Genomic DNA, 22,799 nt, shown 5'->3' with positions numbered 1-22,799 from the left:
ATCGACGAGGGCAGGCTCGTGCCCGTCACCCCCGTCGAGGGCCTCATCACCTACCACGACCCCTGCTACCTGGGCCGCCACAACAAGATCTACACACCCCCGCGCGAGATCATCGGCAGCGTCCCGGGCCTGCGCAGCGAGGAAATGCACCGGCACAAGGAACGCGGCTTCTGCTGCGGCGCCGGCGGCGCCCGCATGTGGATGGAAGAACGCATCGGCAAACGCATCAACGACGAACGCGTCGACGAAGCACTCTCCCTCAACCCCGACATCGTCTCCACCGCCTGCCCCTTCTGCCTCGTCATGCTCACCGACTCCGTCAACGCCAAAAAAGCCGCGGCCGCCGACGGCCCCACCACAGACACCCCGGCCAAACAAACCCTCCAGGTCGTCGACGTCGCACAACTCCTCCTCGACTCCGTCAAAACACCCCCCGACCCCACCGGCCGGACGGAGAGCGAGAACACACCGGAGCCCGAGCCGGTCGAGTAACGGCGGTCACCACTCCGGTCCGACACGCCCCGGCGACACCCCCGGGACTCAGGGCCCGGGGGTGTCGCCGTCCGCGGAACGCGTGCATCATGGCGAGGCCGACGTCCGCAGACGGGCGTGCCGAAACCGACGTGCGGAGACGGGCGTTCAGGGCCCGACGCGCGGAGACGGGCGCGCAGCGGCAGACGGCGCGGAGACAGGCGGCGCGGTGACCGACGTCCAGGGACGGACGTCCAGGGACGGACGTTCAGGGACCAGCACCCAGGGACAGGCGTCCAGGGACGGGCGTTCGCAGAGTGACGTTCCAAGACCGGTGAGGTGGGCGGTGGGAGTGCGCGGCAGTGGCATGCGGACGGCGTCCGCCCCCGGCACTCTCCTCCTGCTCGCCGCCTGCGGACCGGACGCGCGGGACACGTCCGGCGCCGAACCGGCATCCGCGCACGCGGCGAAGGCACCCGCCCGGCTCCCCGTCCCGCACGGCGAGGGCAGCGCCGTCACCGACGACTTCAACGGCGACGGCCACCGCGACCTCGTACTGAACGACCTCGCCAAGACGCAGAGCCACACCGACGACGCGGGCATCGGCATCGTCTACGGCAGCGCACGCGGACTCGTCCCGGGCGCACGCCAGTTGCTCGGCCCCGCGCGGCACGCGGCCCGTACGCGGGGTGAGTTGCCTGCGGTTTTCGACGCCGAGGCGAGCTGCGACCTCGACGGCGACGGCTTCACCGACCTCGTCGTGTCGACCGACCCGCCCTACGACGGCCGGGGCAGGCCGCCCGTGCCGCTCCAGATCCTCTTCGGGTCCCCGGCCGGTCTGTCCGGCAAGGCGGTCAAGGTGGCCGTCCCCGAGCGGGCGCGGGCCGGCAACGACTGGCCGGACCGGCCGGTGTGCGGCGACTTCGACGGTGACGAGGCCGGGGATCTCGTCGTCCACGCCTCCGGCGGCCGGCTCACATATCTGCGCGGCCCGTTCAGCCGCGCGGGCGCCCCGAGCGCGGCCGGCGCCCCGCTGCCGGCGCCGGGACAACTGCCGACGGGCCCGGCGGCCGACGTGAACCGTGACGGCTACGACGACCTGGTGGTGCGCGAGGGCGGAGGAGGCGGCGGTGGCGACGCCGCGTCCGCGGTCGTCCTCGGCGGCCCGGACGGCCCGGCCCGCACCGGCGTGACCCTGCCGGCCGGTCTCGACGTGGCGCTGGGCGACTTCGGCGGGGGCGAGGCGCTGGACGCGGCCGTGGGCACGATGGGCGGCACGGCCATGCGCTACGACCTGCCGGCCCCGACCCGCGGCGCCCTCGCCACGCCCGGATCGGCCCTCGACGCCGGGGACTTCGACGGGGACGGCCGCGACGAGCTGGTGTCCAGCGGTACCCGGCTGCGGATCTTCCCGGGCCGCGCGGCGGGCCCGGCGGCCACCCCGGTGACGGTCGGGCCGCCGGCCCCGGGCACCACACGGGTCCTGGCGGTCGGCGACTTCGACGGCGACGGCCGGGCGGACCTGGCGGTGCGGTCGTACCGGAGCGAGACGCAGGACACGGTGGCCGTGTACCCGGGGTCGGAGAAGGGCCTGGTGGCGGCGGAGCCCTCGGTGCAGTTCTCCACCAGGGCCTTCCTGACGGACTGAGCCCGGCCCGGCGCACGGGCCGGGCCGGCCGCCGCACGGACGTCGACCACCACGGCCGCGCCGAACCGGTGGCGGGCGCCTACGGCGAGAACACCGACGACAGCACCGTCCGCACAGTGAAGTCCACCACGTCCGCATCCCGCCCCCGGGCTGGAGATCCTTCGGCGCGGCGACAGGGGGCGGCCCGACGGGCAACCCCCGCTTCGGCGATGCACGGGCGGCGGACGACCGGGCCGACAGCGTGACCTGGGTGCGCGACCACCGGCAGGGTCCGGCCGTCCCCCCGGGCGTTCCTCGGGCTTTCCCCTCCGGGTCCCCCTAGGGGATGTCACAGCTCGGCCGCAAAGCCCGGCCCGGATGCCCGGCCCTCGCACGTCACTCTGCGGGAGCAGGTACGTTCGAAGGCGTGGCTGGATTCAGGATCGGACGCGGCCGGGACAACGGCGCTCCTCACACGCGACCGCAGAACCCGCAGAACTCGTCGTACGGGCAGCAGACGCCGCCGGGGCCGTCGTACGGCTACCCGCCGGCGCAGCAGCCGCCGTACCCGGGTCAGCAGCAGTACGGAGGCGGGGGCGCCCCCTGGCCACCCCAGGGCGGCGGACACCCGGGGCACGGCCCCGGGCACGGCAGGCCCGGTGGGCACGGCGAACCGGAGTACTTCGGCGACGGCGGCGACGGCGGCTACCCGCAGGGCGGGGCGCACGACCCGTACGCCGCGAACAATCCCGGTCACACCCAGGCGTTCTCCCTCGGCGACGACCCCTACCACCAGGGCGACACGTACCGCGCCGGCGCCGCCGCACCGCCGCCGCCCGGCCCGATCGGCCCGCGCCTGCACTGGAAGAGCCTGCTGAAGGGCATCGTGCTCTCGCCCCAGCAGACGTTCCTGCGGATGCGCGACTACTCGATGTGGGGCCCGGCCCTCGTCGTGTCCTTCCTCTACGGCCTGCTCGCGGTGTTCGGCTTCGACGGCGCCCGCGAGGACGCGATAAACGCCACCCTGTCGAACGCGATCCCGATCGTGCTGACGACGGCCGTCGCGATGGTGCTGAGCGCGTTCGTCCTGGGCGTGGTCACCCACACCCTGGCCCGTCAGCTCGGCGGCGACGGCGCCTGGCAGCCCACGGTCGGCCTCTCCATGCTGATCATGTCCCTCACGGACGCCCCGCGCCTGGTCGTGGCCATGTTCGCCGGCGGCGACCAGCCCCTGGTCCAGACCCTCGGCTGGGCCACATGGGTCGCGGGCGGCGCCCTCCTCACCCTCATGGTCTCCCGCTCCCACGACCTCCCCTGGCCGAAGGCCCTGGGCGCGAGCGCGATCCAGCTGATCGCGCTGCTGTCGATCGTGAAGCTGGGCACGTTCTAGCACCGCCGTGACGTCAGGCGTACGGCCGAAGGCTCCCCGTTCCCGCGAACGGGGAGCCTTCCGCTGTTGGCTCCGGGTGCCCGACGCCGAGGGGCTCGGAGGAGAGCGGGTGGGCCTTCGGCCGTATGCAACAGCGACGAACGTGCAGCTCTGCAACCGGGCGAGGACCACGGGGCCGCCCTCGCGACGACGTCACAGATCAGACCGCTTCCGTATGCGGCCCGGCGGCGTCCCCCGCCTTGTGTACGGGAGGCAGGACACTCCACGGAAAGTTGATCCATGCGTCGGTGCGCTTCCAGACGTACTCGCACTTCACCAGGGACTGCGGCTTCTCGTAGACGACGGCGGAGCGGACCTCGGCGACATGGTCGACGCAGAAGTCGTGGACGAGCTTGAGCGTCTTGCCGGTGTCGGCGACGTCGTCCGCGATCAGCACCTTCTTGTCGGTGAAGTCGATGGCGTTCGGGACGGGCGCGAGCATGACGGGCATCTCCAGCGTCTCGCCGACGCCGGTGTAGAACTCGACGTTGACCAGGTGGAGGTTCTTGCAGTCGAGCGCGTAGGCGAGACCGCCGGCCACGAAGACACCGCCGCGGGCGATGGACAGGACGATGTCCGGCTCGTACCCGTCGTCGGCGATGGTCTGCGCGAGCTCGCGCACCGCCGTGCCGAACTGCTCGTAGGTCAGGTTCTCCCGTGCGGCGCTCATGCTGCGTATGGCTCCTGCGGTCTGTGGGGGCTCGGGGCTCACACCTGGGTGCGGTGGAAGCTGAGGTAGGAGCGGGAGGCGGTCGGCCCTCGCTGCCCCTGGTAGCGGGACCCGTACCGCTCACTGCCGTACGGATGCTCGGCCGGCGAGCTGAGCCGGAACATGCACAGCTGGCCGATCTTCATACCGGGCCACAGTTTGATGGGGAGCGTGGCGAGGTTCGACAGCTCCAGGGTCACGTGCCCGGAGAACCCGGGGTCGATGAACCCGGCGGTGGAGTGCGTGACGAGCCCGAGCCGCCCGAGGGAACTCTTCCCCTCGAGCCGCGAGGCGAGATCGTCGGGCAGGGAGATCACCTCGTACGTGCTGGCCAGCACGAACTCCCCGGGATGCAGGATGAAGGGTTCGTCCCCCTCGGGCTCCACCAGCCGCGTCAGATCCGACTGCTCGACGGAGGGGTCGATGTGCGGATACCGGTGGTTCTCGAACACCCGGAAGTAGCGGTCGAGGCGCACGTCGATGCTGGACGGCTGCACCATGGAGTCGTCGTAGGGATCGATACGCACCCGTCCGGCGTCGATCTCGGCCCGGATGTCCTTGTCTGAGAGAAGCACGCCCCGAGGATACGCAAGGCGCGCGGAGCAGCCCCAATCGGGACGACTCCACGCGCCGGTCACGTCTACACGCCTCCACGACGCGCGTCCACGTATCGCCCTACCGCAACCGCCACCGCAACCACCCCCGGCACGGCTGCCGCCTGGCCACTTCTATTTCTCTATCTATTTCTACTGCTACCGGCTACTGCTACTGCTACTGCTACTGCTACTGCTACTGCTACCGGCTATCGCTTGGCGAGGCTGACCGGCACGACGCTGCGGAGCCGCGAACACCGCGGACACCGCATCAGCCGGCCGGGGCCGAGCCGCTCGGCCTGCTGCATCGGGAACGAAGCGGTGGTGAACACGTGCCCCTCGGCACAACGGACGACGGTGCGCTCCATCAAGTCCCTTAAGTCCCTTCCCCAAGAGCCGCGTCTGGCCTACTGACCTGACGACAAAAGCCACAGTACGGGATCAAAGAGACGACTCTCCAGGCGGCACTCCGGCTCGCCCGAACCACTCCCACGCGGCCCCACGGTACGCCCCAACTCCCGCACCGCGCAGCCGTGTCCCACCCCTGGAACGCCACACGGGCCCACCGGCTTCAGCACAGCGGACCCGACATGAGGTAAAGTGACCAGGCGTCCGGACACCGGTTCATCCGGAGTCTTACGCGGGTGTAGTTTAATGGTAGAACATCAGCTTCCCAAGCTGAGAGCGCGAGTTCGATTCTCGTCACCCGCTCCACGCGAAACCCCCAGGTCATCGACCCGGGGGTTCTTTGTCGTCCAGACCGGCGGGCGGGTGCCAACCGGTGCGCGGGTGCCACACCACAACCGCACCATTAGCTCTCCGGCGGCTCTTCTTTGCGCCAGGCATCAGCGAGCACAAAGGAGACGACCGTCCCGCCGAAGCAGCTGGGCCCGGAGTGCCAGGAGTCGGCGATGGAGTCGACCAGGAGCAGCCCCCGCCCGTGGGCATCGTTCGCCTCCGGGTGCCGCAGCCGTACGTTCGCCGGGAAGCCCGGGTTGTGCACGTCGACGCGGAGCGAGGTTTCCTCGCGGTACCACTCGACCCGCACCAGCCACGGGTCGTCCGACCTCCCGTAACAGATGGCGTTGGTCACCAGCTCCGAGATCATCAGCGTGCAGTCGTCGATCGAGCAGGCCGGGTTGTAAGGAGCGATGAACTTCCGGAACCAGCGCCGAGCGCGGGGTACGGACTCGGGCTCCGGATGCAAGGTCATCGCTCCGAGCCGCGGCGAGTCCTCGCAGGGGTAACGGTCGATCGTGTAGGCCATGCGTGCTCACTCCTTGCCGCTGCCGTCGCAGTCGAGGCAGCGCCGCTTCGACGTGGCACGGCTGCGGTCATTGGCCGTGGAGAGCGCCAGCGCCGTTCGGAAGCCGACGCGCTTCCATCCGCGCCCCCGACACCCCCGGCAAGCTAACCGCGCGTCCTGCACCGGCCGCCGACTCGTCACGTCGTGCCCCTTTCTCCTCCAAGTGGCCTTAGCCACTTTCTGGATAGTGGCAATAGCCACTCCGAAGACGCAAGCCATTCGCCGCAACTGGGGACCCGTCAGGTCAGGGGGTAGCCCTGCTCGAACGCCCAGCGGTGCGGCGGATAGGTGGCTTCGGCGAACTCCAGAGGCCGGTCCTGAAGGTCGAAGACGACGTGATGGACGATGAGGACTGCGGATCCCGGCTCCAACCGCAGGTCGGCTGCTTCCTCATCCGTGGCGGCCCGAGCGCACATGCGGTCCTCGGCATAGCTGCCTTGGCGCCCCGTCATCCGCTCGACGTACATGAGCGTCCCTTCCTGGATCCGCTCGGGGTCCGTGAGCTTGGGCGCCCGCCGGCCGACGTCCGCAGCGAACCACGAAGTGGAGAGCGTGATCGGACCGTCCTGGTTGTTGGTCACGCGCCGGCGGTGCACGGCTCGGCGGTCCTTCACCAGGCCCAGGGCCTCGGCGACGTAGTCCGGAGCCTCCAGCCAACCGGCCGAGGTGATCACCGCGTACTCTCCGGGCGTGTAGATCTTCCCGGTCTGCCGGGCACGCCCGTACAACTCCCGTGCACGCCGGTTCACTTCGAGGCTGCGCACGTACGTGCCCGAACCCTGGCGCTTCTCGACCAGGCCCTGATGGCTCAACGCCTCCAGCGACCGCGCGGCCGTGGGCCGGGACACCTTCCAGTCCGCGGCGAGCTGCCGTTCCGAGGGAACCTCGTCCCCCGGCCGAAGGTCGCCCCGGAGGATCTGGTCACGGATGTAGTGAGCAATCTGGAGATACTTCGGCTGAGCCTCTTCGATCTGCGGCATCTCCCCCCCCCTTTCCTCGTCCAAGTGGCTATGGCCTTTGGCCACTATAGGGTGAATGGCCAACCACCGAACCCGTACTCTGAGCGCATGACGCGGTTGATCGTCGCAGCAGGAGGAGGGGGCGACGCGGTCGCCGCCGCCATGCTTCACGCCGCCCTCTACGGCGACGGGGACCAGGCGGTGATCCTCACCTACGCATGGGACCGTCTCCTGATCGACCCACTTCCGGGGCCACGAGGAGCCGACGGTTTCACGGGACTCGAACCCGTCACTCAGTCCGTCTGGTCGGTGCCGACCGAGGCCCAACCGATCGCCCCGGCGGGCTCTACACTCCCCCGCCTCGCGACAGAGCTCCCGCACACCCTGGCTCTGCTCGATCCCCACCACGGTGCCGAGGGCATCACCCGCCAACTCGAAGAACTGGTGTCCCACCTGGCGCCGGCATCGATCGATCTGCTCGACGTGGGCGGCGACATCCTCGCCCAGAACGACGAACCCACCCTCAAGAGCCCACTCGCCGACGCCCTCACCCTCGCCGCCTGCTGCCAGATCAACGCCCCGATCCGCCTCCTGATCGCAGGTCCCGGACTGGACGGCGAGCTCCCTCCCGACGACCTGCGCCCCCTGCTCGGCACCCTCGTCCACACCTTCACAGCCGAAGACGTGAAGGCGATCGGCAGCATCCTGGAATGGCACCCCTCAGAGGCCACCGCCATGCTCGCCGCAACAGCCCGGGGAGCCCGTGGCATCTGCGAGGTGCGCGACGCCGGCCTCCCCGTCTCCCTCACCGACGAGGGACCCACGGTCCACGAAGTCGACCTGGACGACGCGGTGAGCCGCAACAGCCTGGCCCGCGCCATCATGACGACCACCAGCCTGGACGAGGCCGAGGCATACAGCCGCGAGATCTGCGGATTCTCGGAGATCGACTACGAACGCAACAAGGCAGCATGGCTCGCCGGAGGGCCACCGACGAAGCTGGATCCCGACGACGTACTGTCCCGACTCGACCAATTCCAGAGTGAAGCCCGAAGCCGCGGAGTCACCCACACGACGTTCCGCCACCTCACCGAGGCCCTGAACCTCAGTGGCTCTCACAGAGATGCTCTGCGTCAACTGCTCATCAACAGCCGTCCAGAGCAGTACACCGCTCCCCTGTGGCAGATCCCCTCCAACGACTGAGTTACAACCTTCTTCACGGGTTCAAGGCGGCTCGCTCCGCTCCCCGCGCGCGGCCCGGCCCCCGGCCGGGCCTGCGCTCCTGTCTCCGCCCCGCTCCAGCCCGGCCGGCGACCGTGCCGCGCGCACAGCAATCAGGGCCCTGACGCCAGAGAAACGGCACGTCGTGGCTGGGGCGGTCGACTCCACGGCTTTAGAGGTCGTTCTCTTTCCGAACCTCGTGTGACGTCTTTGCTGGTCAGACATGAAGCAGCTGCTGCCGCGGGAGTCTTGGCATGTTGCCGGGCGAGAGGTCGTGGGGGTGGCGGATGCCGTCGATGCGGGCGGTTCTGGAGACGCGGCAGAAGGCAGCAGCCGCGCAGGTGAAGGAACTCGAAGCCGAGTTGGAACGGGTACGGACGGCTCTGGCGGACGCCGAGGAGGTGCACCGGTGTCGGGTGATCGGCCTGGAGCAGTATCTGGAGGCGCTGGCCGAAGAAGGTGCGTCCGCCGACGTGGCCGGCGAGGTGCCGCGGAAGAAGCGGGTCGGACCGCGCCGGGCGGTGCCTCACCGGCGACACGCCAGTGAGGTGACGGAGTTGTCGCCGAACTACCAGGCGTTGATAGCCGCCGCGGTCGATGCGGGTGGCGACGGGCTGGGTGCCCGGCGGGCGGCGGTGGTGCTGGGCTGGGACAGTGCGTCCGCCTCCCGCGTCGAAGGCGCCAGGGCACGGCTGAAACGGCTGGTGGAACGGGGCTGGCTGGTCGAGGCGAAGCCGGGCAGGTTCACGCTGCCTCAGCCGCCCTCGGAGCAGGACGTTGCTGGTGCCGGGCGGCCAGGCGGCGGCTCATGAGCATGGTCATCGACCACAGAACGACGGCTTCGCTGGTGTCGGTGCGGCGTTCGTAGTCCCGGACCAGGCGCCGGCTGCGCAGGCACCAGGCGAACGACCGTTCCACGACCCAGCGGCGGGGCAGCACCTCAAAGCCGCGCATGTCGTCGCTGCGGCGGACGATGTCCAGGACGACGCCGAGCTGCGTGGCACTCCAGTCGACGAGGTGGCCGGTGTAACCGCCGTCGGCCCACACCCGTGCCAGTCGCCCGAACCGTTCCTTGGCCGTCGGCAGGAGGATGCGGGCGGCGTCCCGGTCGGTGGTCGAGGCCGGGGTGACCAGCACGTCCAGCAGCAGCCCGAGAGTGTCGGTGAGCAGGTGCCGCTTGCGTCCGTTGATCTTCTTCCCGGCGTCGAAGCCCCGCGAGCCGTGGGTGACGGTGGCGTCCGCCTTCACCGACTGCGAGTCGATGATCGCCGCGCTCGGTTCCGGATCACGGCCTTCGGTATCGCGGACAGTCTCGCGCAGCCGGTCGTGCAGCTCGGCCACCAGGCCCGCATCCCGCCAGCGGGCGAAGAAGGCGTACACCCGTGGCCAGGGCGGGAAGTCCGAGGGCAATGACCGCCACTTGATGCCGTTGTCGACGAGGTAGCGGATCGCGTCGATCATCTGCCGGTGGCAGTAGCCCTCCGGCCGTCCGCCCCGTCCGGCCAGCCATCCCGGAACCGGCAGCAGATCCCGCACCACGGCCCACTCGTCATCGCTCATGTCCGAGCCGTACCGGGGCCGGCGCCCCGGCCGGTCGGCTGCGTTTCCGAACCTGTGGGCGAGACAGTCACACCCAGGAGTGGACCAACTGGACCCGGCAACCGTGACCACGCGACACTTCGACAACAGGGCCTCTTGCTCCTCGCTGGACTCGACATCCGCGAGCTACCAAGAGGCCCTTCTTCCATGCATCCGCACCCGCAGACTCACCCAGACCAGGCCCCTGTTCGAACCCCACCGACCACCCGAGCGGATAGAGAACAGCCAGTTACGGAGCCACTTTGGCGCGAGCCTCGAAGATCATGGCCCCAACGTCGTGCTTTACCGGGCAGGTCCACAGACTGCCCGACGCGCCGCAAGCTTACGGGGCCATGATCACTCGCGCCAAAGCAGCGCCACCCCAAAGCCGCTCCGCCGACCTCACGCTAGGCCCTCTCCCGCCAAGAGCTCACTAGCATTCCGAAGATTCACCACGCTACGCCAGCTCAGTTGAAGCGAATGCCGAACAAACCTCCTGTTTCATAGGGGGCGTCAGACAACCGGGCACATTCGTTGAAATCTACCCTAAAGCCTTCATCTTGTGCTTTCTTCAAGTCGTCAGAATTCATCGTTACAACATACTGAATCGCCTCCCGTTCAGCAATGCGAGCCGCCAGAGTGAGCGCGCTCGCCATTTGACGGCCCTCAACATCCGAATAAAGATGGCTATCGTGCACTAGAAAATCCGGACCCCGACCACCCCTTTTGGCAGTAACCGCCATCGTTAGATCAAAGCAGAAGAGCGCCATGCTTTTTACGCCTTGACTTTTGTCACCACCGATAGTGGGTACAAAGCTATATCCCGTTTTACTAGGTTCGACACTCAGCGACGCGGGGCGCCCACTGCCATAAATGTCATAAGCATAGGACGAATAGAGTTGCGCTATTTCGTCGATCTGTGCACGACGATCACTCAGGTCCGTGCTGAATCGAAGCTCCATTTCGGCTGAGCGCAATTGCAAGTGCCTGTTGGCATTCTCCCACTTATCGACGGTTTCACGACGTTGCTGCAACTCCGTGAGCCGACCTTTCACTTGCGCTAGCTGCTGCTGCAGTTCGTTATAGGTCTCCAAAGCGCCGCCAGCCTCTAGAACACGCATCACCTCTGCTCGCTCAGTGTCTGCACGCTGAAGCCTCAGCCTCATTTCGTCCAGGGCTTCGACTAGGGCCGCCCGCTCAGCTTCGAGATAACGCTTCCTGTTCTCGACAATCGAACGATGAAACGCCGCCACTTCGTCAAACCGCCGCAGTACCGTGTCAGGGAGAGTGATTTGCAGTTGGTCGTAGACTTGCTGCACATAGGAATGATCAGGCTGCGATTCACCTTCCTGGCTAATGGCCGCCTCAATGTCCCCCAGACGGCGTTCTTCCATAACTAGGGTGTCGTTGATCTTTCGGATCTCTCGACTCAACTCGTCAGCCTTGGCACGATGAACAGAGTATTGCTCCACGACTTGGAAGTCGGAGATCTGTTGCTCAAGCTGGACTACCTGAATCCTCAATGTTCTGATCTGGGCATCAAGATCTTGCGTTTTACCCAGAGTCATGCCCAAAACTGGATCGTTCGCCGCCTTTTTAAGTTCTTTCAGGCTCTTTTCAGCGGTCGCAATCTCTTTCGAGCGTTCAAGAAGATCAAGGTCCAGCCCGAAAAGATAGGCAAGGGGAGCCTGCGAGGCTACAGCGGCCTGCTTACGGTGGACCTCCGTTGGATTATCGAAGGCCCCATTCTCGACATTACGCAGATAGAAGGCAATCAATGATCGATATGACGGTTCGTTGGGCGCCCCAGTCAGGCCGAACAATTGCTGCCCCAACTGTCGCCGCCACATGGCGATCTTCAAGGTAGTTCCGTCTACTGAAACATTGCTCGGGTCACCTCCACTTCGTTTGACGCTCGGAACAGCGCCGTCTAGGTCGAGCCCGAGACTAAAAGAGTGATCGGCTAGCTCTGGTCTACGTAGTACGTGATTCGGGCGAGCATCGGATCCCAGAAGGAAATCGAGTACCTGAACAAAACTGCTCTTGCCGACAGCGTTGCGACTGTCCTGCCGCCTCGCTGTCTTAGTTCGCTCAGCCACGACGATATTTAGACCGCGCTCGAAGTGTGCCGCTTTGAAGTTGGGCAGGTCACTACTCAGGGTGCGAAACATTATCAACCTTCCTCAATTCGCCATCCTGAAGCACAACCGCCCCTGCGGCAAAGAGAACATCTAGCGATAGGGCAAACCACCAGAAGGGGATCGCGGAGGGCATCTTTTTGTAGCCGCGCCACGCCGCAAGTCTCTGCCACACCGCGCTAACTGAGCCCGGCCTTTCCAACTGCAGCAAGATTTGAGCGCCGACCGCAATTAGTGCTTGGTCCGCAGCGATCGATTTACTAGGGAGAAGCATCACCCAATCACCGGAGCCTCGAAAATGTCACACTTCTCGAAGAAATGCGTGACCACCATCATCGCAGCACTCCTCTGCTGGCTCATATCGGGGTAGTCCGCACCCGGAAAAGCCTCTGCCACCAGGTCATCACATAGCGCGTGGAACACTGCGTCCGAGCTACCCAAACGTGCACGGTGGCCGTCATACCTCGCACGCAGATTCTCAGACACTTGGGCTTGTTCACCGGGAGATGCCAACGAAAAATAGTACCGAACGTGCCCGGTGTGCACCTTGAATGCTACGAGGAGATCTGCAACCTCTTCGCCAAAATTATTGTGCTCGATCTTCCCTGGCGGAACTTCGAGTGGACTGTCGGTATCTGGTACCAAGCGTGTACGTGCGAGGGACTCCACACATCTCGCTATATATGACATTCCGGCAGGGTGCTCTGATGGGGGAGCGCCGAGGATCCACGCGAGTTTACTGCGATCAACGTCATCACCTACGCAATAATCCCACAAAACTTGAGGGGGCCAGTTTTCTATTTTGACGGACGAGGTTTTTTTCGCCTGCCTCAGGTCCATAATGCCAGCAGCAGCCATTGTGGGCAGACCCCTGGCATTATTATAGACGAAAGCCCACTTCTCCATGCGGGCGCCCCAGTGTCTCTCCGCGTTTTCGAAGTCTGTTTTTATTTTGCTCGTTACATATGCTTCTGACGGGCTGGTGGCGCCGTAACAGGCAAGCATGAGGCCGTCAACCCAGCCGTCGCAACCCTTATCTCCACGACCTGCGGGATCGATCTGGACGAAGTCGGGACCATGCTTCATGTGCATTAGGTCAGTGACGAAGTCTTGCCAATCGAAACTTGTCTTCCGTACACACAAAGCCAGGAACTGGCTGTGGAACCATGCACGGTCTTGATCAACTAGCACGTCGCTCCCCCATTGGCGATGTACACAACCACCCCTCAGGGTAACGGCGTTGGCCTCTCATGAACACACCGCTTATCACGGCTGGTTGTACAAGTGCTGTGTGCCGTGAACGCTGGCGATCCAGGGCAGCCCGACGTGACCATGCCTCTCCGCGCGCCTCCAGCGATCAGCGCTCATGCTCAGGATGAAGTTCACCGGGGCTGTCCTGACATCGCCTTGGCAAACGTGTAGCCGCTCCTCGTCAGTACGTGCTATGCCCTCAACATGGATCAAGGTGTAGCCGCGTTCGTCGCTGGCATAGCTGGCATGGTCGGCGCTCTCGGCGGAGCAGTAGCCGGCGGGGTAGCCGCTGTTCGAGGAGCTCGCATAGGTGCGGAGAAGACCGCCGCAGCCACGCGCCAGGCCGTTCACGACCAAGCCGCAGCCGAGCACGGTCATTGGCTACGCGAGCAGCGACGTGATGCGTTTGCAGCGTTCATCACAGCCACACAGGCCGTCACGGATGCCTCGAAGGCTGTGACATCCATGCTGCATGACCAGCTCATAGCCTTCAACGAGTCGATCCAAGGCCTCATCAAGATCAGTAGCCTCATCACGTTGATGGGCCCCGAGGAGGCCATCAACGCAGCCGGGCGCGTCATAGGCGCCGCCGAGAGATTCAGACAGCGCATGTGGGAGGAGTCGCGCATCACCGACCACAGGTCGCAGGAGTCGAGCGACGCCTCAGACAGGACTGATGAGGCTGCCGATGGCTATACCGAGATGGTGCAGCGGTTCATTGCCGTAGCCCAGGGAGTCTTGGCTAGGTGAGGTCTCAGTGGCCAGCACCTGCACCACAAGCGCACGAGAACGAGCGGGGAACAGCGGGGAGCCACGGTGAAGGCGTCGGGCGCCTTCATATCTGGGGATCTTCAACACGCCAGGATAATGCACGAGGGACCGACACCACCGGGGCATGAGGGGCCCCGCTCCGTCTCAGTTCCCGTCTCATTCAGCGCCGTTCACGGCCGTTCAGACGAGACCCAGAGCCGCCTCCGCCTTGGTGGCCGACCGCCCATGAACGCAGGTGAACGCCCGGGGACGACGCCCACCACCGCACCAACACAGTTGGAAAGCGTGCCTGCGGCGCGGAGGTTCAGCAGGTGTCTGGTCGCGGCGGTCCGGGTTGGGTCTGCCGGACGCCCGTGCACGCGATCAGCGTGCTGCCGTCCCCGTCGAGGAACAACATGAAGACCCAAGTCCTGTCGGCAGTCCTGATCTGCCCCAGTCGGACCGGCCGGGCGTAGAGGTCGAGGCGTTGCACGGCGCGCGCCAGGCCCGAGGTCTCGATGCCCCTCCGCACGGTGTGCCGGAGTCGGCGCCCGTAGATTGCCGCGAGCAACTTGGGTGAGGTCGTGCCGTCCCAGATGACGTAAGCAGCGCCGGCACGGAGTGCAGTCAGAGCGGCCGATGACGTGTCGTCGCCATCGCACAGCAGTCGTTCGAGCTGTTCCCGTTCCATCACCACACCCCCGGTCAGGATGCTGCTGTACAGCAACGAGGTACAGCAACCCCAGCAACCGGCAAGGACCACCACCGACCGCCAAGCCCTTCCCCGCAGCCTGTATGACCCTCAATGGCCGATCTCTCCAGAGCTATGGATCAGATGTCGTCCCCGGCACGTAGCTCTTCTTTCCGCCGGCGGGCGTAGCCCTCAAGATCCTGCTTGATGGTCATGACCTCCTCAACGCGGATTCGGATTGGCCCGCGGTGGAGGGCATCGCAGGAGCGGGGGAAGCTGCCGTCGATGAGGGAGACACCGCTGAGCACGACGCCCGCCACCTCATCGACCGCAGTGCACAGCACCGGATGGAACGAGCAGTCTTCGTAGATGTCGCCTATCTGGATGCCGTTCGGGTTGCCAGGGTCTGGAGTGTCGCTCATGGGGGCACCGTCTCAGTTTCCGTCTCATTCAGCGACGGTCAGGCCCGTTCCGGAGCGGTTGGAGGCGAGAGGGCGCCCGTCGCTCGACCACTCGCGAACGCAGGTGAACAGGCCTGCACGCGGCTCCATGCGGGACCAACAGACTTGGGGAATGTGTTGATCTTCACGGGCAGCGGGGCCCACGACACTGCCAGTCGCGGCAGCTAGGTTGAGGACGTGAACGAGGAAGCGATCACCATCAAGCTCACGCGCGATCAAGCGTTCGTACTGTCGGACTGGCTCTACCAAGTCATGCTCCAGTCCGACGACCTTGAAGGGATCGTGCATGACCGAGCCGTTTGGTCGCCGATCTACGCGATCTCCGGAACGCTGGACAAGACGCTGAGCGAGATCTTCATGCCCGACTACGGCTCACGCCTCTAAGCGGCCAAGGAGCGTCTCCGCGCCGACCTGTACGGCGCAGCCGACGAGTCGACGGCATCGCACCAGGACACGACCGACGCACCACAAGCGCACCAGATGCAGCGGGGAACAGCGGGGAACCACAGTGAGGGCGACCAAAAGCCATGAGATCTGGTGCCCGGCGAACGCCCAGCTCAGGGGCCTTACCTGCCCCAATAGCCCGCAGCTTCCCAAGCTGAGAGCGCGAGTTCGATTCTCGTCACCCGCTCCATGAATAAGGCCCAGGTCATCGACTTGGGCCTTATTGGTCGTCTGGCCCAGTTGCAGGCCGCGTATGTGAACCGGCGCCTCACGCCCGTCCGGCGGTCTTCAGGGGCCGGCTTCGGCCGGTGGCCCGTCCTCGTTCAGTACCGGGGCACTGCGCACCAGACGCAGTGCCGTCGTCAGCAGGAGGCCGCCGGCGATGTTGCCCAGGACCGCCCAGGCCAACCAGACCAGCCAGTCCGCGTACCCGTATGCCGTCCTGCCGGTGTGCAGGCCGGCGAACGCGATCAGGGAGTCCAGGATCGAGTGCCACAGCCCGAGTCCGGCCAGGACGAACGCGGCGATGATCGATGCGACGATCTTCCCGGTCATGGAATCCGTGCCGTGGTGCATACGGGTCATGAGCGTGATGACGCTGCCGCCCAGCACGGTCAGGCAGAAGGTGCTCAGCGTGTACCCACCGTCGACGAAGTGCGCGCCCGTCGTGGCGGCGGTGCTGTGCAGGCCGGGGAATGCCTGCATGACGATCCAGGTGAAGACCCATCCGCCGATCAGGTTCATCACCAGAACCGTCGCCCACATCCGCGCCAGGTCGAGCCAGGTGGCCGCGCCGGCGATCACGGTGGCGACGGGCACCAGGAAGCCCTCCGTGAAGAGCTCGCTGTGGCCGAGCAGCAGGGCGATGAGCCCCACGGAGAAGGCCAGTCCGGCCAGCAGTTCACTGCCGGTCTCGTGCCGCACGAACAGCAACACCATGATGCCGACACCCACGTCGATGCCGCCGAGCAGCGAGGTGGCCACCAGCGACGTCCACGTGCGGTGCAGCCGCGGCCGGCCCTCGGCCACGATGCGTTCCGCGGCCTCGGCGACTCGTCGTTCCCCGGGGCCCTGCATGATCTGATCGTCCGGCTGCATGGTGGTTCCTCCGGTCCCGCGTGACCTCGGGAGCGTGTCGGCCGCGTCGTAGAAGCGTTCCGGAAGATCTTCGGCGAGGCCGTCCCAGGATTCCGTCACCCACGCCGTCCACCCGGCTCAGTTCCTGGAGGATGCGGACGGGGGTGCCTTGGCTGGTGAAGCGCCGTCCCCGCTCAGGGTGACGCGCAGCAGCAGCCGGCCGACGGCACGGCCGAACCGGAAGAGCGGCCGTCTCCCGCCGCACGCGGCCCGGTTCCAAGGAGGTCGCCGTGGCGAAGGCCGGTCCCCGGCGCGTCCCGCTCACCCGTCTGCGAGCGTAGGACGGTGTCAGCGCTGGCAGCTCGAGCGGACATCCCGATTTCTTCCTTCACGGCCCCGCGCCCCAAGCGTGTCCATCGACCGGACCATTACGGTCAACAGCGGTGTGACCTGACCCTCCGGTCACCCGGCAAGGGGGCGTCTGCGCAGGTCGGAGGCGATGCGGCATCGAAGCGCCGTCGCTTCCCGAGCTGAGGCTCCAGCACCGTCGTCACCGGTCAGCCGTCGGTCTTCGATCTGATCGACGGCGCCGACAGGACGGCTGAGGCCCGCGGGGGTGCAGTGAAACGTACGCGAGTGTGACCGGGCGGCGTCCTCGTCGTCGCTGACTGTCGTCGGATGAGGTTCGGACGGGCCGTAGCTGAGGCGCCCGCAGCCAGCCGAGCGATCCAGAGCTGGACCGTCTCCGGGCCTCCGAGGCCGCCCAACAGTGGCCAGTGACGACCAAGGACGCCCACTAGACGCACGGGTCCATCGCTCCTGATCAGCGAAAACCCAGCTCACCAAGATCTCCGACAAGACCCGAGCAAGAAGAAGTAAGTCGATGGCCTCAACCGTCAGTGGCGGTCGCACCGGGCCTGCGTGTCGCACAGTGTTGGGCAGCCTCATCAGCGAAAGCGCAGAGCTGACCGATGAACTCGCGGTAGCTGCCGGGGGCATCGCGGTCCTTGCTGGCGGCCCCTCGTACGGGCGAAGCTGTCAGACCGGCGATCCGGACCTGCCGGACGCCTCGACCCTGCATGTCCGTCCGTCTCCCTCACCGTCTCCATGCCCGTCTCATCGGGCGCCGTTCATGGTCGTGCAGACGAGACTCGAAGCCGTCCCGGCGCCGACGCCCAGCCGCCCATGAACGCCCCCGACATCCCACCACCACAGTGGGCGACGTGTTGCCGGGAGTTGGGTTCGAGACACCGTCAAGTCGAGCGTCATGTGTTCAGCTTTGGGCGTGGAGACCATCATCGCCAGCGCCATAGCCGTCCTGGGGACCCTCCTCGGTTCGGGGATCACTCTGGCGTATCAGCAGCGCACCACCGACAGGAGCCATCGGTTCACCCGTCGCGAGAAGCTCCGGCAGGAACGACTCGACGCCTACGCCGCCTACGCCGGGGCGCTGATCAACTATCGTCGCTGCCTGGTTCATCTCTGGTTCTGCGAGAACGAGCAACCACCACCGGAGGACCCCGACTCGGTGCGTATCCGGGCCTACGACTTGCGCTCCACCGCGCAAGAGGCGCTGTTCCGAGTGCAGATGCTCACCGATGAGCCCAGTCTGAGCCAAGCTGCGGAAGACGTGCTCGCGGACATAACGGCGCTTGCCAAGGCCCACCACAGGACCGAGCTCGACGGTCTCCGGGTGCGCACCCGCGACAACATCAGTCATCTGGTCAGGGCAGCCAAGCAGCACCTATGAGACGATGACGGAAATTCCGGATCCGGTCTCGGACGGACCCGGTGGGCAGCCGTGTCCGCCCGCCCCGCGGTCACTGGTCGGAGTGTGCGCCCAGGCGGTCCGACGTCGGCCAGATGTACGGCAGGTCGTTCGGCACGTCGGGGAAGAGGGGCGCGTAGGCATCACGGTCCTTGCGTACCAGAGCCGACCGGTGGCTGCGGTGGAAGGCGTCGTCGCCGAGCCACGGCGGGAGTTCCCCGGCGGCCGCCAGCGGCTTCTGCCCACGAACCGCCGCATGGGGCCGGAACGCGAGGAAATCAGCGATCAGGGTGGCCGCGCAGCTGTCCTGGTGGCCCTGTTCGCGCCACACCCGGCAGATTTCCAGGCCGTACCGGACCAGCGCTTCCTCGTATCCGGTCCACATCCGCACTGCCGGATGGTGGCGCCACCCGTAGCCGGGCACGACGAGGCCACGGAGCACCTGCAATGCCTCGACCCGCTGTTTTCCGAGTCGGCGACGGTCCAGGGCCAGGCCCGAGGATCTGAAGTCGGGGTAGGGAAGGAAAGTCTGCATTCCATCGCCCCTGTCGGGCAGCGCCCTCTTCGACGCCCCCCTTGCGGGGCGAAGAATTCGCCGCCTCTCTGGCCTCTACCGGTTCTGAACCCGCTCGTGGGTGCCGGAGCCACGTCGGGCGAGGACGAGTGCGAGGCCGATCATGGCGAGGCCCAGCACGAAGTGAAGCCAGTCGTCCGCGTTGTTGAGCGGTACGAAATTGGCGTCACTGTGGCGGTCGACGATCAAGCCGTAGATCCACAACACCAGGTAGACGGCCCCGCCGACCAGCAGATACTTGTACGCGGCGGAAGCAGTACGGGCCAGCGCCAGACCGGCAAGACCGTAGGCCAGGTGGACCAGGTTGTGCAGGACGGAGACCTGGAAGACTCCGAGCAGTTTGGCGCCCGAATCGTGCGAGGCGAACTCCATCGCGCTGTAGCTGGTGGTGATGCCCGGGATGAATCCCAGGACGCCCACCAGCAGGAATACGACGCCCACCAGTTTTGCGGCCTGCTGCACCGGGGATTCACCGGTCGCGCCGCGTGTCTGTGTGCTCATGATGTGTCGATCCCCACTGTCTTTGTGGATGACGAGACGGAGGAAAGGCAGTGCCTGAGCGCGAGTACCACACCTGGCGGAAATAAAAGACCGCCGCCGATTCACCGGGTTCCGGATCATGCCTCCTCCCCCCCAGCCATGCGAACAGCGTGACGGCACCCTTACGGCCGCGGTCCTACTGCCGGGGTCCTATCGCCGCGGTCCTACTGCCGGGGTCCTATGGCCGGGGTCCTATGGCCGGGGTCCTACTCCCGCGCCGTCCCGGAGTCCCGCGCCATCCCTGCGTCCCACGCCGCGCCCGTGTCCCGTGCCGCGCCCGTGTCCCGTGCCGCGCCCGTGTCCCGTGCCGCGCTCGTGTCCCGTGCCGCCGGGGCCGTCGCGCCGGTCAGGAGGAGCAGGGCCGCTTGTGACGGGGAGCCCGGCTCGGCCGTGTAGGTGATCAGGCGGTGGTCCGCGGTGCCGGGGATGACGAGGTTTTCGAAGCTGAGGTCCAGCGCGCCCACCAGGGGGTGGCGCAGGTGTTTCACGCCGGAGGTGCAGGTGCGCACCGGGTGCCGGGCCCAGCGGGAGGCGAACTCGTCACAGTGCACGGTGAGGTGGCCGACCAGCTCGGCCAGGGCGCGGTCGTCGGGGTGGCGGCCCGCGGTCAGGCGGAGGGAGGCCACGGCCAGTTGGGCTTCCTCGTTCCAGTGCGGGTACCGGTTCCCGTAGCGCTCGTCCAGGAAGAGCATGCGGGTCAGGTTGGGTCGGGTGGCCGGGGTGTACGGGCACTCGGGGGGCAGGTACCCGGCGAGCAGGGCGTGGCCCAGGCGGTTCCAGGCGAGGACGTCGTTGCGGCGGTCCAGGACCAGGGCCGGTACGTCCGTCATGGCCGTCAGGAGCTGCCGGGTCGAGGCGCCTGCGTGTTCCGCCCGGGCCGGCGCGGGGCGGCGGGTCGACGACGTGGCGGCCGGCCGGGCCAGGGCCTTCAGGTGGGTCGTCTCGTCGTCGCTCAGGCGCAGAGTGCGTGCGATCGCCTCCAGCACGCTGTCGGAGGCGCCGGTGGCGCGGCCCTGTTCGAGGCGGGTGTAGTGGGTGATGCTGACGCCGGCGAGCGTGGCCAGTTCCTCGCGGCGCAGTCCGGCGACGCGGCGGCGGGACGGGTGCGGGGTGATGCCGACGTCCTCGGGTCGCAGCGCCGCGCGGCGGGACTTGAGGAAATCTCCCAGCTCGGACGGGGCGTTCATGTGTGCCTCCCATACGCATCCCGTGCGCGGCCCGTACAGCGCCCGTACGTCACCGTAGGTCACCCCTGCGCCACCCGTACGGCTCCCTTGCGCCCCGGGCAGACGACGGCGTCGCGGTCGGTCACGGCCGACGACGTGGGCCGGCACCCTGGGCCGGGCCGCCGGGAGCCGACGCCGTTCCATGATGCCCGGCTGTTCTCCCGTCCGGGCGGCCCGAGGGTGGTCCTGTCATGACCAGTCTCCGTGCGACTGCGCCGAGCCCGGTTCTGGCTGGGCGCCCGCAGGCCGACGAGCCTTCTTCCATAAGCGCGCACGGCGCCCGGTCACGTGGTCGCGGCGTCACGTGGTCGTCGCGTCACGCGATCGCGGCGTCATGTGGTCGTCGCGTCATGGGGTCGTCGCGATGTCACGTGGTCGCGATGTCACGTGGTCGCGGTGTCGCGTGGTCGCAGGCGTGTCGTTGTGTCGCGCGGTGGCACGTCCGGATGCATCAGGAGAGGGCTCGACGTATGTCTGTTGCTGATTCGGAGGCGCCCGGTCCTCCGACCGGTGTCGCTGCGGGGACCGGTGTCGCTGCGGGGACCGGTGTCGCTGCGGGGACCGCCGTCGGCACGGCCCCGGCCTCGCTCACCCCCCGCCTCCGGCTGGTGCTCGTGCTGCTGCTCGCCGCGCAGTTCATGCTGGCCGTGGACTTCTCCATCCTGAACGTGGCCCTCCCGGTGATCGGTGAGGGCCTGGGTTTCCCGCTGGGGCGTCTGCAGTGGATCGCCACCTCCTTCGCGTTGTGCGCGGCAGGATTCACGCTGCTCTTCGGCCGGGTCGCGGACCTGTTCGGCCGGCGTCGGCTGTTCCTGGGCGGACTCGTCGTGCTGGGCGTGTCCTCGCTGGTGGGCGGCCTGGCGCAGAATCCGGAGGTGTTGATCGCGGCCCGCGTCTTCCAGGGCCTGGCCACCGCCGCCGTGACCCCGGCCGGACTGTCACTGCTGACGACCTCGTTCCCGGAGGGGCCGCTGCGGGAGAAGGCGCTCGGCCTCAACGGGGCGCTGATGTCGGCCGGATTCACCACGGGCGCCGTCCTGGGCGGCCTGCTGACCGACCTGCTGTCGTGGCGCTGGGCGTTCTTCGTCAATGTGCCCGTAGCCCTGGCCGTGCTGGTCATCGCGCCGACGGTCATCGAGGAGTCCCGGCCCGACGAGCGTCCGAAGCTGGATCTGCCCGGCGCGGTCAGCGTCACGCTCGGCCTGCTGGCTGTCGTCTTCGGGCTGACGCGGGCGGGAGAGAAGGGGTGGGGTTCGGTGGACGTCCTGCTGTCGCTGGGCGCGGGCGTCGTCCTGCTGCTGGTGTTCCACGCCGTCGAGCGCAGGGTGCCCGCGCCGCTCGTGCCGGTCGCCGTGCTGGGCAAACGGTCGGTGGCCTGGGGCAATGCCGCCGGTCTGATCGCTTTCCTCACCGAGACCTCCCTGGTCTTCCTGCTGACGCTCTACCTCCAGGAAGTGCTCGGGTTCTCCCCGCTCGCCGCCGGTCTGTCCTTCGGTGTGCTCGGCCTCGGAACGGTCGTCGGCGGCTCCGCGGCCCCGAAGGTCATCGGGAGGTTCGGCACGAAGCGGACCCTGATCGTCGGCGGCGTCCTGCAGTTCGTGTTCACCGCGGCTCTGCTCGGCCTCGGTGACGACCGCTCGTGGATGTGGCTGCTGCTGCTGGCCACCTTCGCCGGTGGCGTGGGCAACATGCTCGTCATCGTCGCTTTCATGGTCACCGCCACCTCGGGCCTCGCCGACGGCGAACAGGGTCTGGCCACCGGTCTCGCCACCATGACCCAGCAGGTCGGCATCACCATGGGTACGCCGATCATGAGCGCGGTCGCCACCGCCGCCATGACCGGCTCCGGTGCCTCCGCCGTCCTCGGCGGGCTGAAGACCGCGATCGCGGTGAACGCCGCCGTCGTGCTCCTCGGCGTCCTCACCAGCGCGGTCTTCCTGCGCGGCGGGCGGTCGGGTGCGCGGTGACGGGATCGCGCCGATCACG

23 protein-coding genes and 1 tRNA gene are annotated in these 22,799 nt (G+C 67.1%); 10 read left to right on the top strand and 14 right to left on the bottom strand.

What is annotated here, in order from left to right; genetic code table 11:
* From ABZ354_RS23090 to ABZ354_RS23080, 3 genes are all read left to right on the top strand, one after another.
* Nucleotides 1-492 (top strand): heterodisulfide reductase-related iron-sulfur binding cluster (locus ABZ354_RS23090; RefSeq protein WP_358659606.1); only part of this gene is annotated, 492 nt, incomplete at its 5' end.
* A 346-nt stretch (nucleotides 493-838) separates the two neighbouring features.
* Nucleotides 839-2,119: a VCBS repeat-containing protein gene (locus ABZ354_RS23085; protein WP_358659614.1), complete on the top strand. Its 1,281-nt coding sequence runs from the start codon at nucleotides 839-841 to the stop codon at nucleotides 2,117-2,119.
* 325 nt (nucleotides 2,120-2,444) lie between these two features.
* Nucleotides 2,445-3,488, top strand: coding sequence for a Yip1 family protein (locus tag ABZ354_RS23080; protein WP_358659604.1), 1,044 nt, complete (start codon nucleotides 2,445-2,447; stop codon nucleotides 3,486-3,488).
* Between the two features lie 199 nt (nucleotides 3,489-3,687).
* Here ABZ354_RS23080 and ABZ354_RS23075 read toward each other — a convergent pair whose 3' ends face one another.
* A complete protein-coding gene (locus tag ABZ354_RS23075) occupies nucleotides 3,688-4,197 on the bottom strand; it encodes a phosphoribosyltransferase (protein WP_358659602.1) in 510 nt (169 codons plus the stop codon).
* Nucleotides 4,198-4,235: 38 nt separating this feature from the next.
* The gene (gene dcd / locus ABZ354_RS23070; protein ID WP_358659600.1) at nucleotides 4,236-4,811 is read right to left on the bottom strand and encodes a dCTP deaminase; all 576 of its coding nucleotides are present in this window, start codon (nucleotides 4,809-4,811) and stop codon (nucleotides 4,236-4,238) included.
* Nucleotides 4,812-5,469: 658 nt separating this feature from the next.
* On the opposite strand from dcd, the gene ABZ354_RS23065 reads away from it, so the two are divergent.
* Nucleotides 5,470-5,543: transfer RNA gene (locus ABZ354_RS23065), tRNA-Gly, on the top strand.
* Nucleotides 5,544-5,640: 97 nt separating this feature from the next.
* Here the strand turns inward: ABZ354_RS23065 and ABZ354_RS23060 are convergent.
* Nucleotides 5,641-6,096 carry an ATP-binding protein gene (locus tag ABZ354_RS23060; RefSeq protein ID WP_358659598.1) on the bottom strand — a complete coding sequence of 152 codons (456 nt, stop codon included), beginning with the start codon at nucleotides 6,094-6,096 and terminating at the stop codon, nucleotides 5,641-5,643.
* 278 nt (nucleotides 6,097-6,374) lie between these two features.
* Nucleotides 6,375-7,115, bottom strand: a complete 741-nt coding sequence (locus ABZ354_RS23055) for a GntR family transcriptional regulator (RefSeq protein ID WP_358659596.1) — start codon at nucleotides 7,113-7,115, stop codon at nucleotides 6,375-6,377.
* Between the two features lie 87 nt (nucleotides 7,116-7,202).
* On the opposite strand from ABZ354_RS23055, the gene ABZ354_RS23050 reads away from it, so the two are divergent.
* Nucleotides 7,203-8,297: a DUF1152 domain-containing protein gene (locus tag ABZ354_RS23050; protein ID WP_358659594.1), complete on the top strand. Its 1,095-nt coding sequence runs from the start codon at nucleotides 7,203-7,205 to the stop codon at nucleotides 8,295-8,297.
* Nucleotides 8,298-8,611: 314 nt separating this feature from the next.
* Nucleotides 8,612-9,127 carry a hypothetical protein gene (locus ABZ354_RS23045; RefSeq protein ID WP_358659592.1) on the top strand — a complete coding sequence of 172 codons (516 nt, stop codon included), beginning with the start codon at nucleotides 8,612-8,614 and terminating at the stop codon, nucleotides 9,125-9,127.
* On the opposite strand, the gene ABZ354_RS23040 is transcribed toward ABZ354_RS23045, so the two are convergent.
* The 4 genes from ABZ354_RS23040 to ABZ354_RS23025 form a co-directional block, all read right to left on the bottom strand.
* Nucleotides 9,060-9,875 (bottom strand): IS5 family transposase, encoded by an 816-nt coding sequence (locus ABZ354_RS23040; RefSeq protein WP_358659590.1) that lies wholly within the window; start codon nucleotides 9,873-9,875, stop codon nucleotides 9,060-9,062. The two genes, ABZ354_RS23045 and ABZ354_RS23040, sit on opposite strands and share 68 nt — an antisense overlap.
* Before the next feature lie 485 nt (nucleotides 9,876-10,360).
* Nucleotides 10,361-12,064: an ABC-three component system protein gene (locus tag ABZ354_RS23035; RefSeq protein WP_358659588.1), complete on the bottom strand. Its 1,704-nt coding sequence runs from the start codon at nucleotides 12,062-12,064 to the stop codon at nucleotides 10,361-10,363.
* Complete coding sequence (locus ABZ354_RS23030) at nucleotides 12,045-12,305, bottom strand: ABC-three component system middle component 6 (RefSeq protein WP_358659612.1); 261 nt, start codon at nucleotides 12,303-12,305, stop codon at nucleotides 12,045-12,047. Before ABZ354_RS23030 ends, ABZ354_RS23035 begins: the two co-directional genes overlap by 20 nt.
* On the bottom strand, nucleotides 12,305-13,117 hold the full coding sequence (locus ABZ354_RS23025; RefSeq protein WP_358659586.1) for an ABC-three component system protein: 813 nt from the start codon (nucleotides 13,115-13,117) through the stop codon (nucleotides 12,305-12,307). The genes ABZ354_RS23030 and ABZ354_RS23025 overlap by 1 nt, the downstream gene beginning before the upstream one ends.
* A gap of 369 nt (nucleotides 13,118-13,486) precedes the next feature.
* Here ABZ354_RS23025 and ABZ354_RS23020 point away from each other — a divergent pair, with 369 nt between their 5' ends.
* Nucleotides 13,487-14,032, top strand: coding sequence for a hypothetical protein (locus tag ABZ354_RS23020; protein WP_358659584.1), 546 nt, complete (start codon nucleotides 13,487-13,489; stop codon nucleotides 14,030-14,032).
* A gap of 325 nt (nucleotides 14,033-14,357) precedes the next feature.
* Here ABZ354_RS23020 and ABZ354_RS23015 read toward each other — a convergent pair whose 3' ends face one another.
* Together ABZ354_RS23015 and ABZ354_RS23010 are read right to left on the bottom strand one after the other, a co-directional pair.
* Nucleotides 14,358-14,759 (bottom strand): hypothetical protein, encoded by a 402-nt coding sequence (locus ABZ354_RS23015; protein WP_358659582.1) that lies wholly within the window; start codon nucleotides 14,757-14,759, stop codon nucleotides 14,358-14,360.
* 104 nt (nucleotides 14,760-14,863) lie between these two features.
* Nucleotides 14,864-15,145 carry a hypothetical protein gene (locus ABZ354_RS23010; RefSeq protein WP_358659581.1) on the bottom strand — a complete coding sequence of 94 codons (282 nt, stop codon included), beginning with the start codon at nucleotides 15,143-15,145 and terminating at the stop codon, nucleotides 14,864-14,866.
* A gap of 216 nt (nucleotides 15,146-15,361) precedes the next feature.
* Between ABZ354_RS23010 and ABZ354_RS23005 the strand changes: the two genes are divergently transcribed.
* Nucleotides 15,362-15,568 (top strand): hypothetical protein, encoded by a 207-nt coding sequence (locus ABZ354_RS23005; protein ID WP_358659579.1) that lies wholly within the window; start codon nucleotides 15,362-15,364, stop codon nucleotides 15,566-15,568.
* Nucleotides 15,569-15,916: 348 nt separating this feature from the next.
* Here ABZ354_RS23005 and ABZ354_RS23000 read toward each other — a convergent pair whose 3' ends face one another.
* On the bottom strand, nucleotides 15,917-16,726 hold the full coding sequence (locus ABZ354_RS23000; RefSeq protein ID WP_358659577.1) for a formate/nitrite transporter family protein: 810 nt from the start codon (nucleotides 16,724-16,726) through the stop codon (nucleotides 15,917-15,919).
* Between the two features lie 1,264 nt (nucleotides 16,727-17,990).
* Between ABZ354_RS23000 and ABZ354_RS22995 the strand changes: the two genes are divergently transcribed.
* The gene (locus ABZ354_RS22995; protein WP_358659575.1) at nucleotides 17,991-18,455 is read left to right on the top strand and encodes a hypothetical protein; all 465 of its coding nucleotides are present in this window, start codon (nucleotides 17,991-17,993) and stop codon (nucleotides 18,453-18,455) included.
* A gap of 70 nt (nucleotides 18,456-18,525) precedes the next feature.
* On the opposite strand, the gene ABZ354_RS22990 is transcribed toward ABZ354_RS22995, so the two are convergent.
* From ABZ354_RS22990 to ABZ354_RS22980, 3 genes are all read right to left on the bottom strand, one after another.
* Nucleotides 18,526-19,008 (bottom strand): MSMEG_6728 family protein, encoded by a 483-nt coding sequence (locus tag ABZ354_RS22990; protein ID WP_358659573.1) that lies wholly within the window; start codon nucleotides 19,006-19,008, stop codon nucleotides 18,526-18,528.
* Nucleotides 19,009-19,083: 75 nt separating this feature from the next.
* Nucleotides 19,084-19,548, bottom strand: a complete 465-nt coding sequence (locus tag ABZ354_RS22985; RefSeq protein ID WP_358659571.1) for a DUF4383 domain-containing protein — start codon at nucleotides 19,546-19,548, stop codon at nucleotides 19,084-19,086.
* A 245-nt stretch (nucleotides 19,549-19,793) separates the two neighbouring features.
* Nucleotides 19,794-20,774: a helix-turn-helix transcriptional regulator gene (locus ABZ354_RS22980; protein WP_358659569.1), complete on the bottom strand. Its 981-nt coding sequence runs from the start codon at nucleotides 20,772-20,774 to the stop codon at nucleotides 19,794-19,796.
* Between the two features lie 509 nt (nucleotides 20,775-21,283).
* On the opposite strand from ABZ354_RS22980, the gene ABZ354_RS22975 reads away from it, so the two are divergent.
* The gene (locus ABZ354_RS22975; protein WP_358659567.1) at nucleotides 21,284-22,780 is read left to right on the top strand and encodes an MFS transporter; all 1,497 of its coding nucleotides are present in this window, start codon (nucleotides 21,284-21,286) and stop codon (nucleotides 22,778-22,780) included.
* Nucleotides 22,781-22,799 lie beyond the last annotated feature (19 nt).

It is taken from the genome of Streptomyces sp. NPDC005925 (assembly GCF_040638805.1).
GTDB lineage: Bacteria > Actinomycetota > Actinomycetes > Streptomycetales > Streptomycetaceae > Streptomyces.
This window is presented reverse-complemented; position numbering and strand designations above follow the sequence as displayed.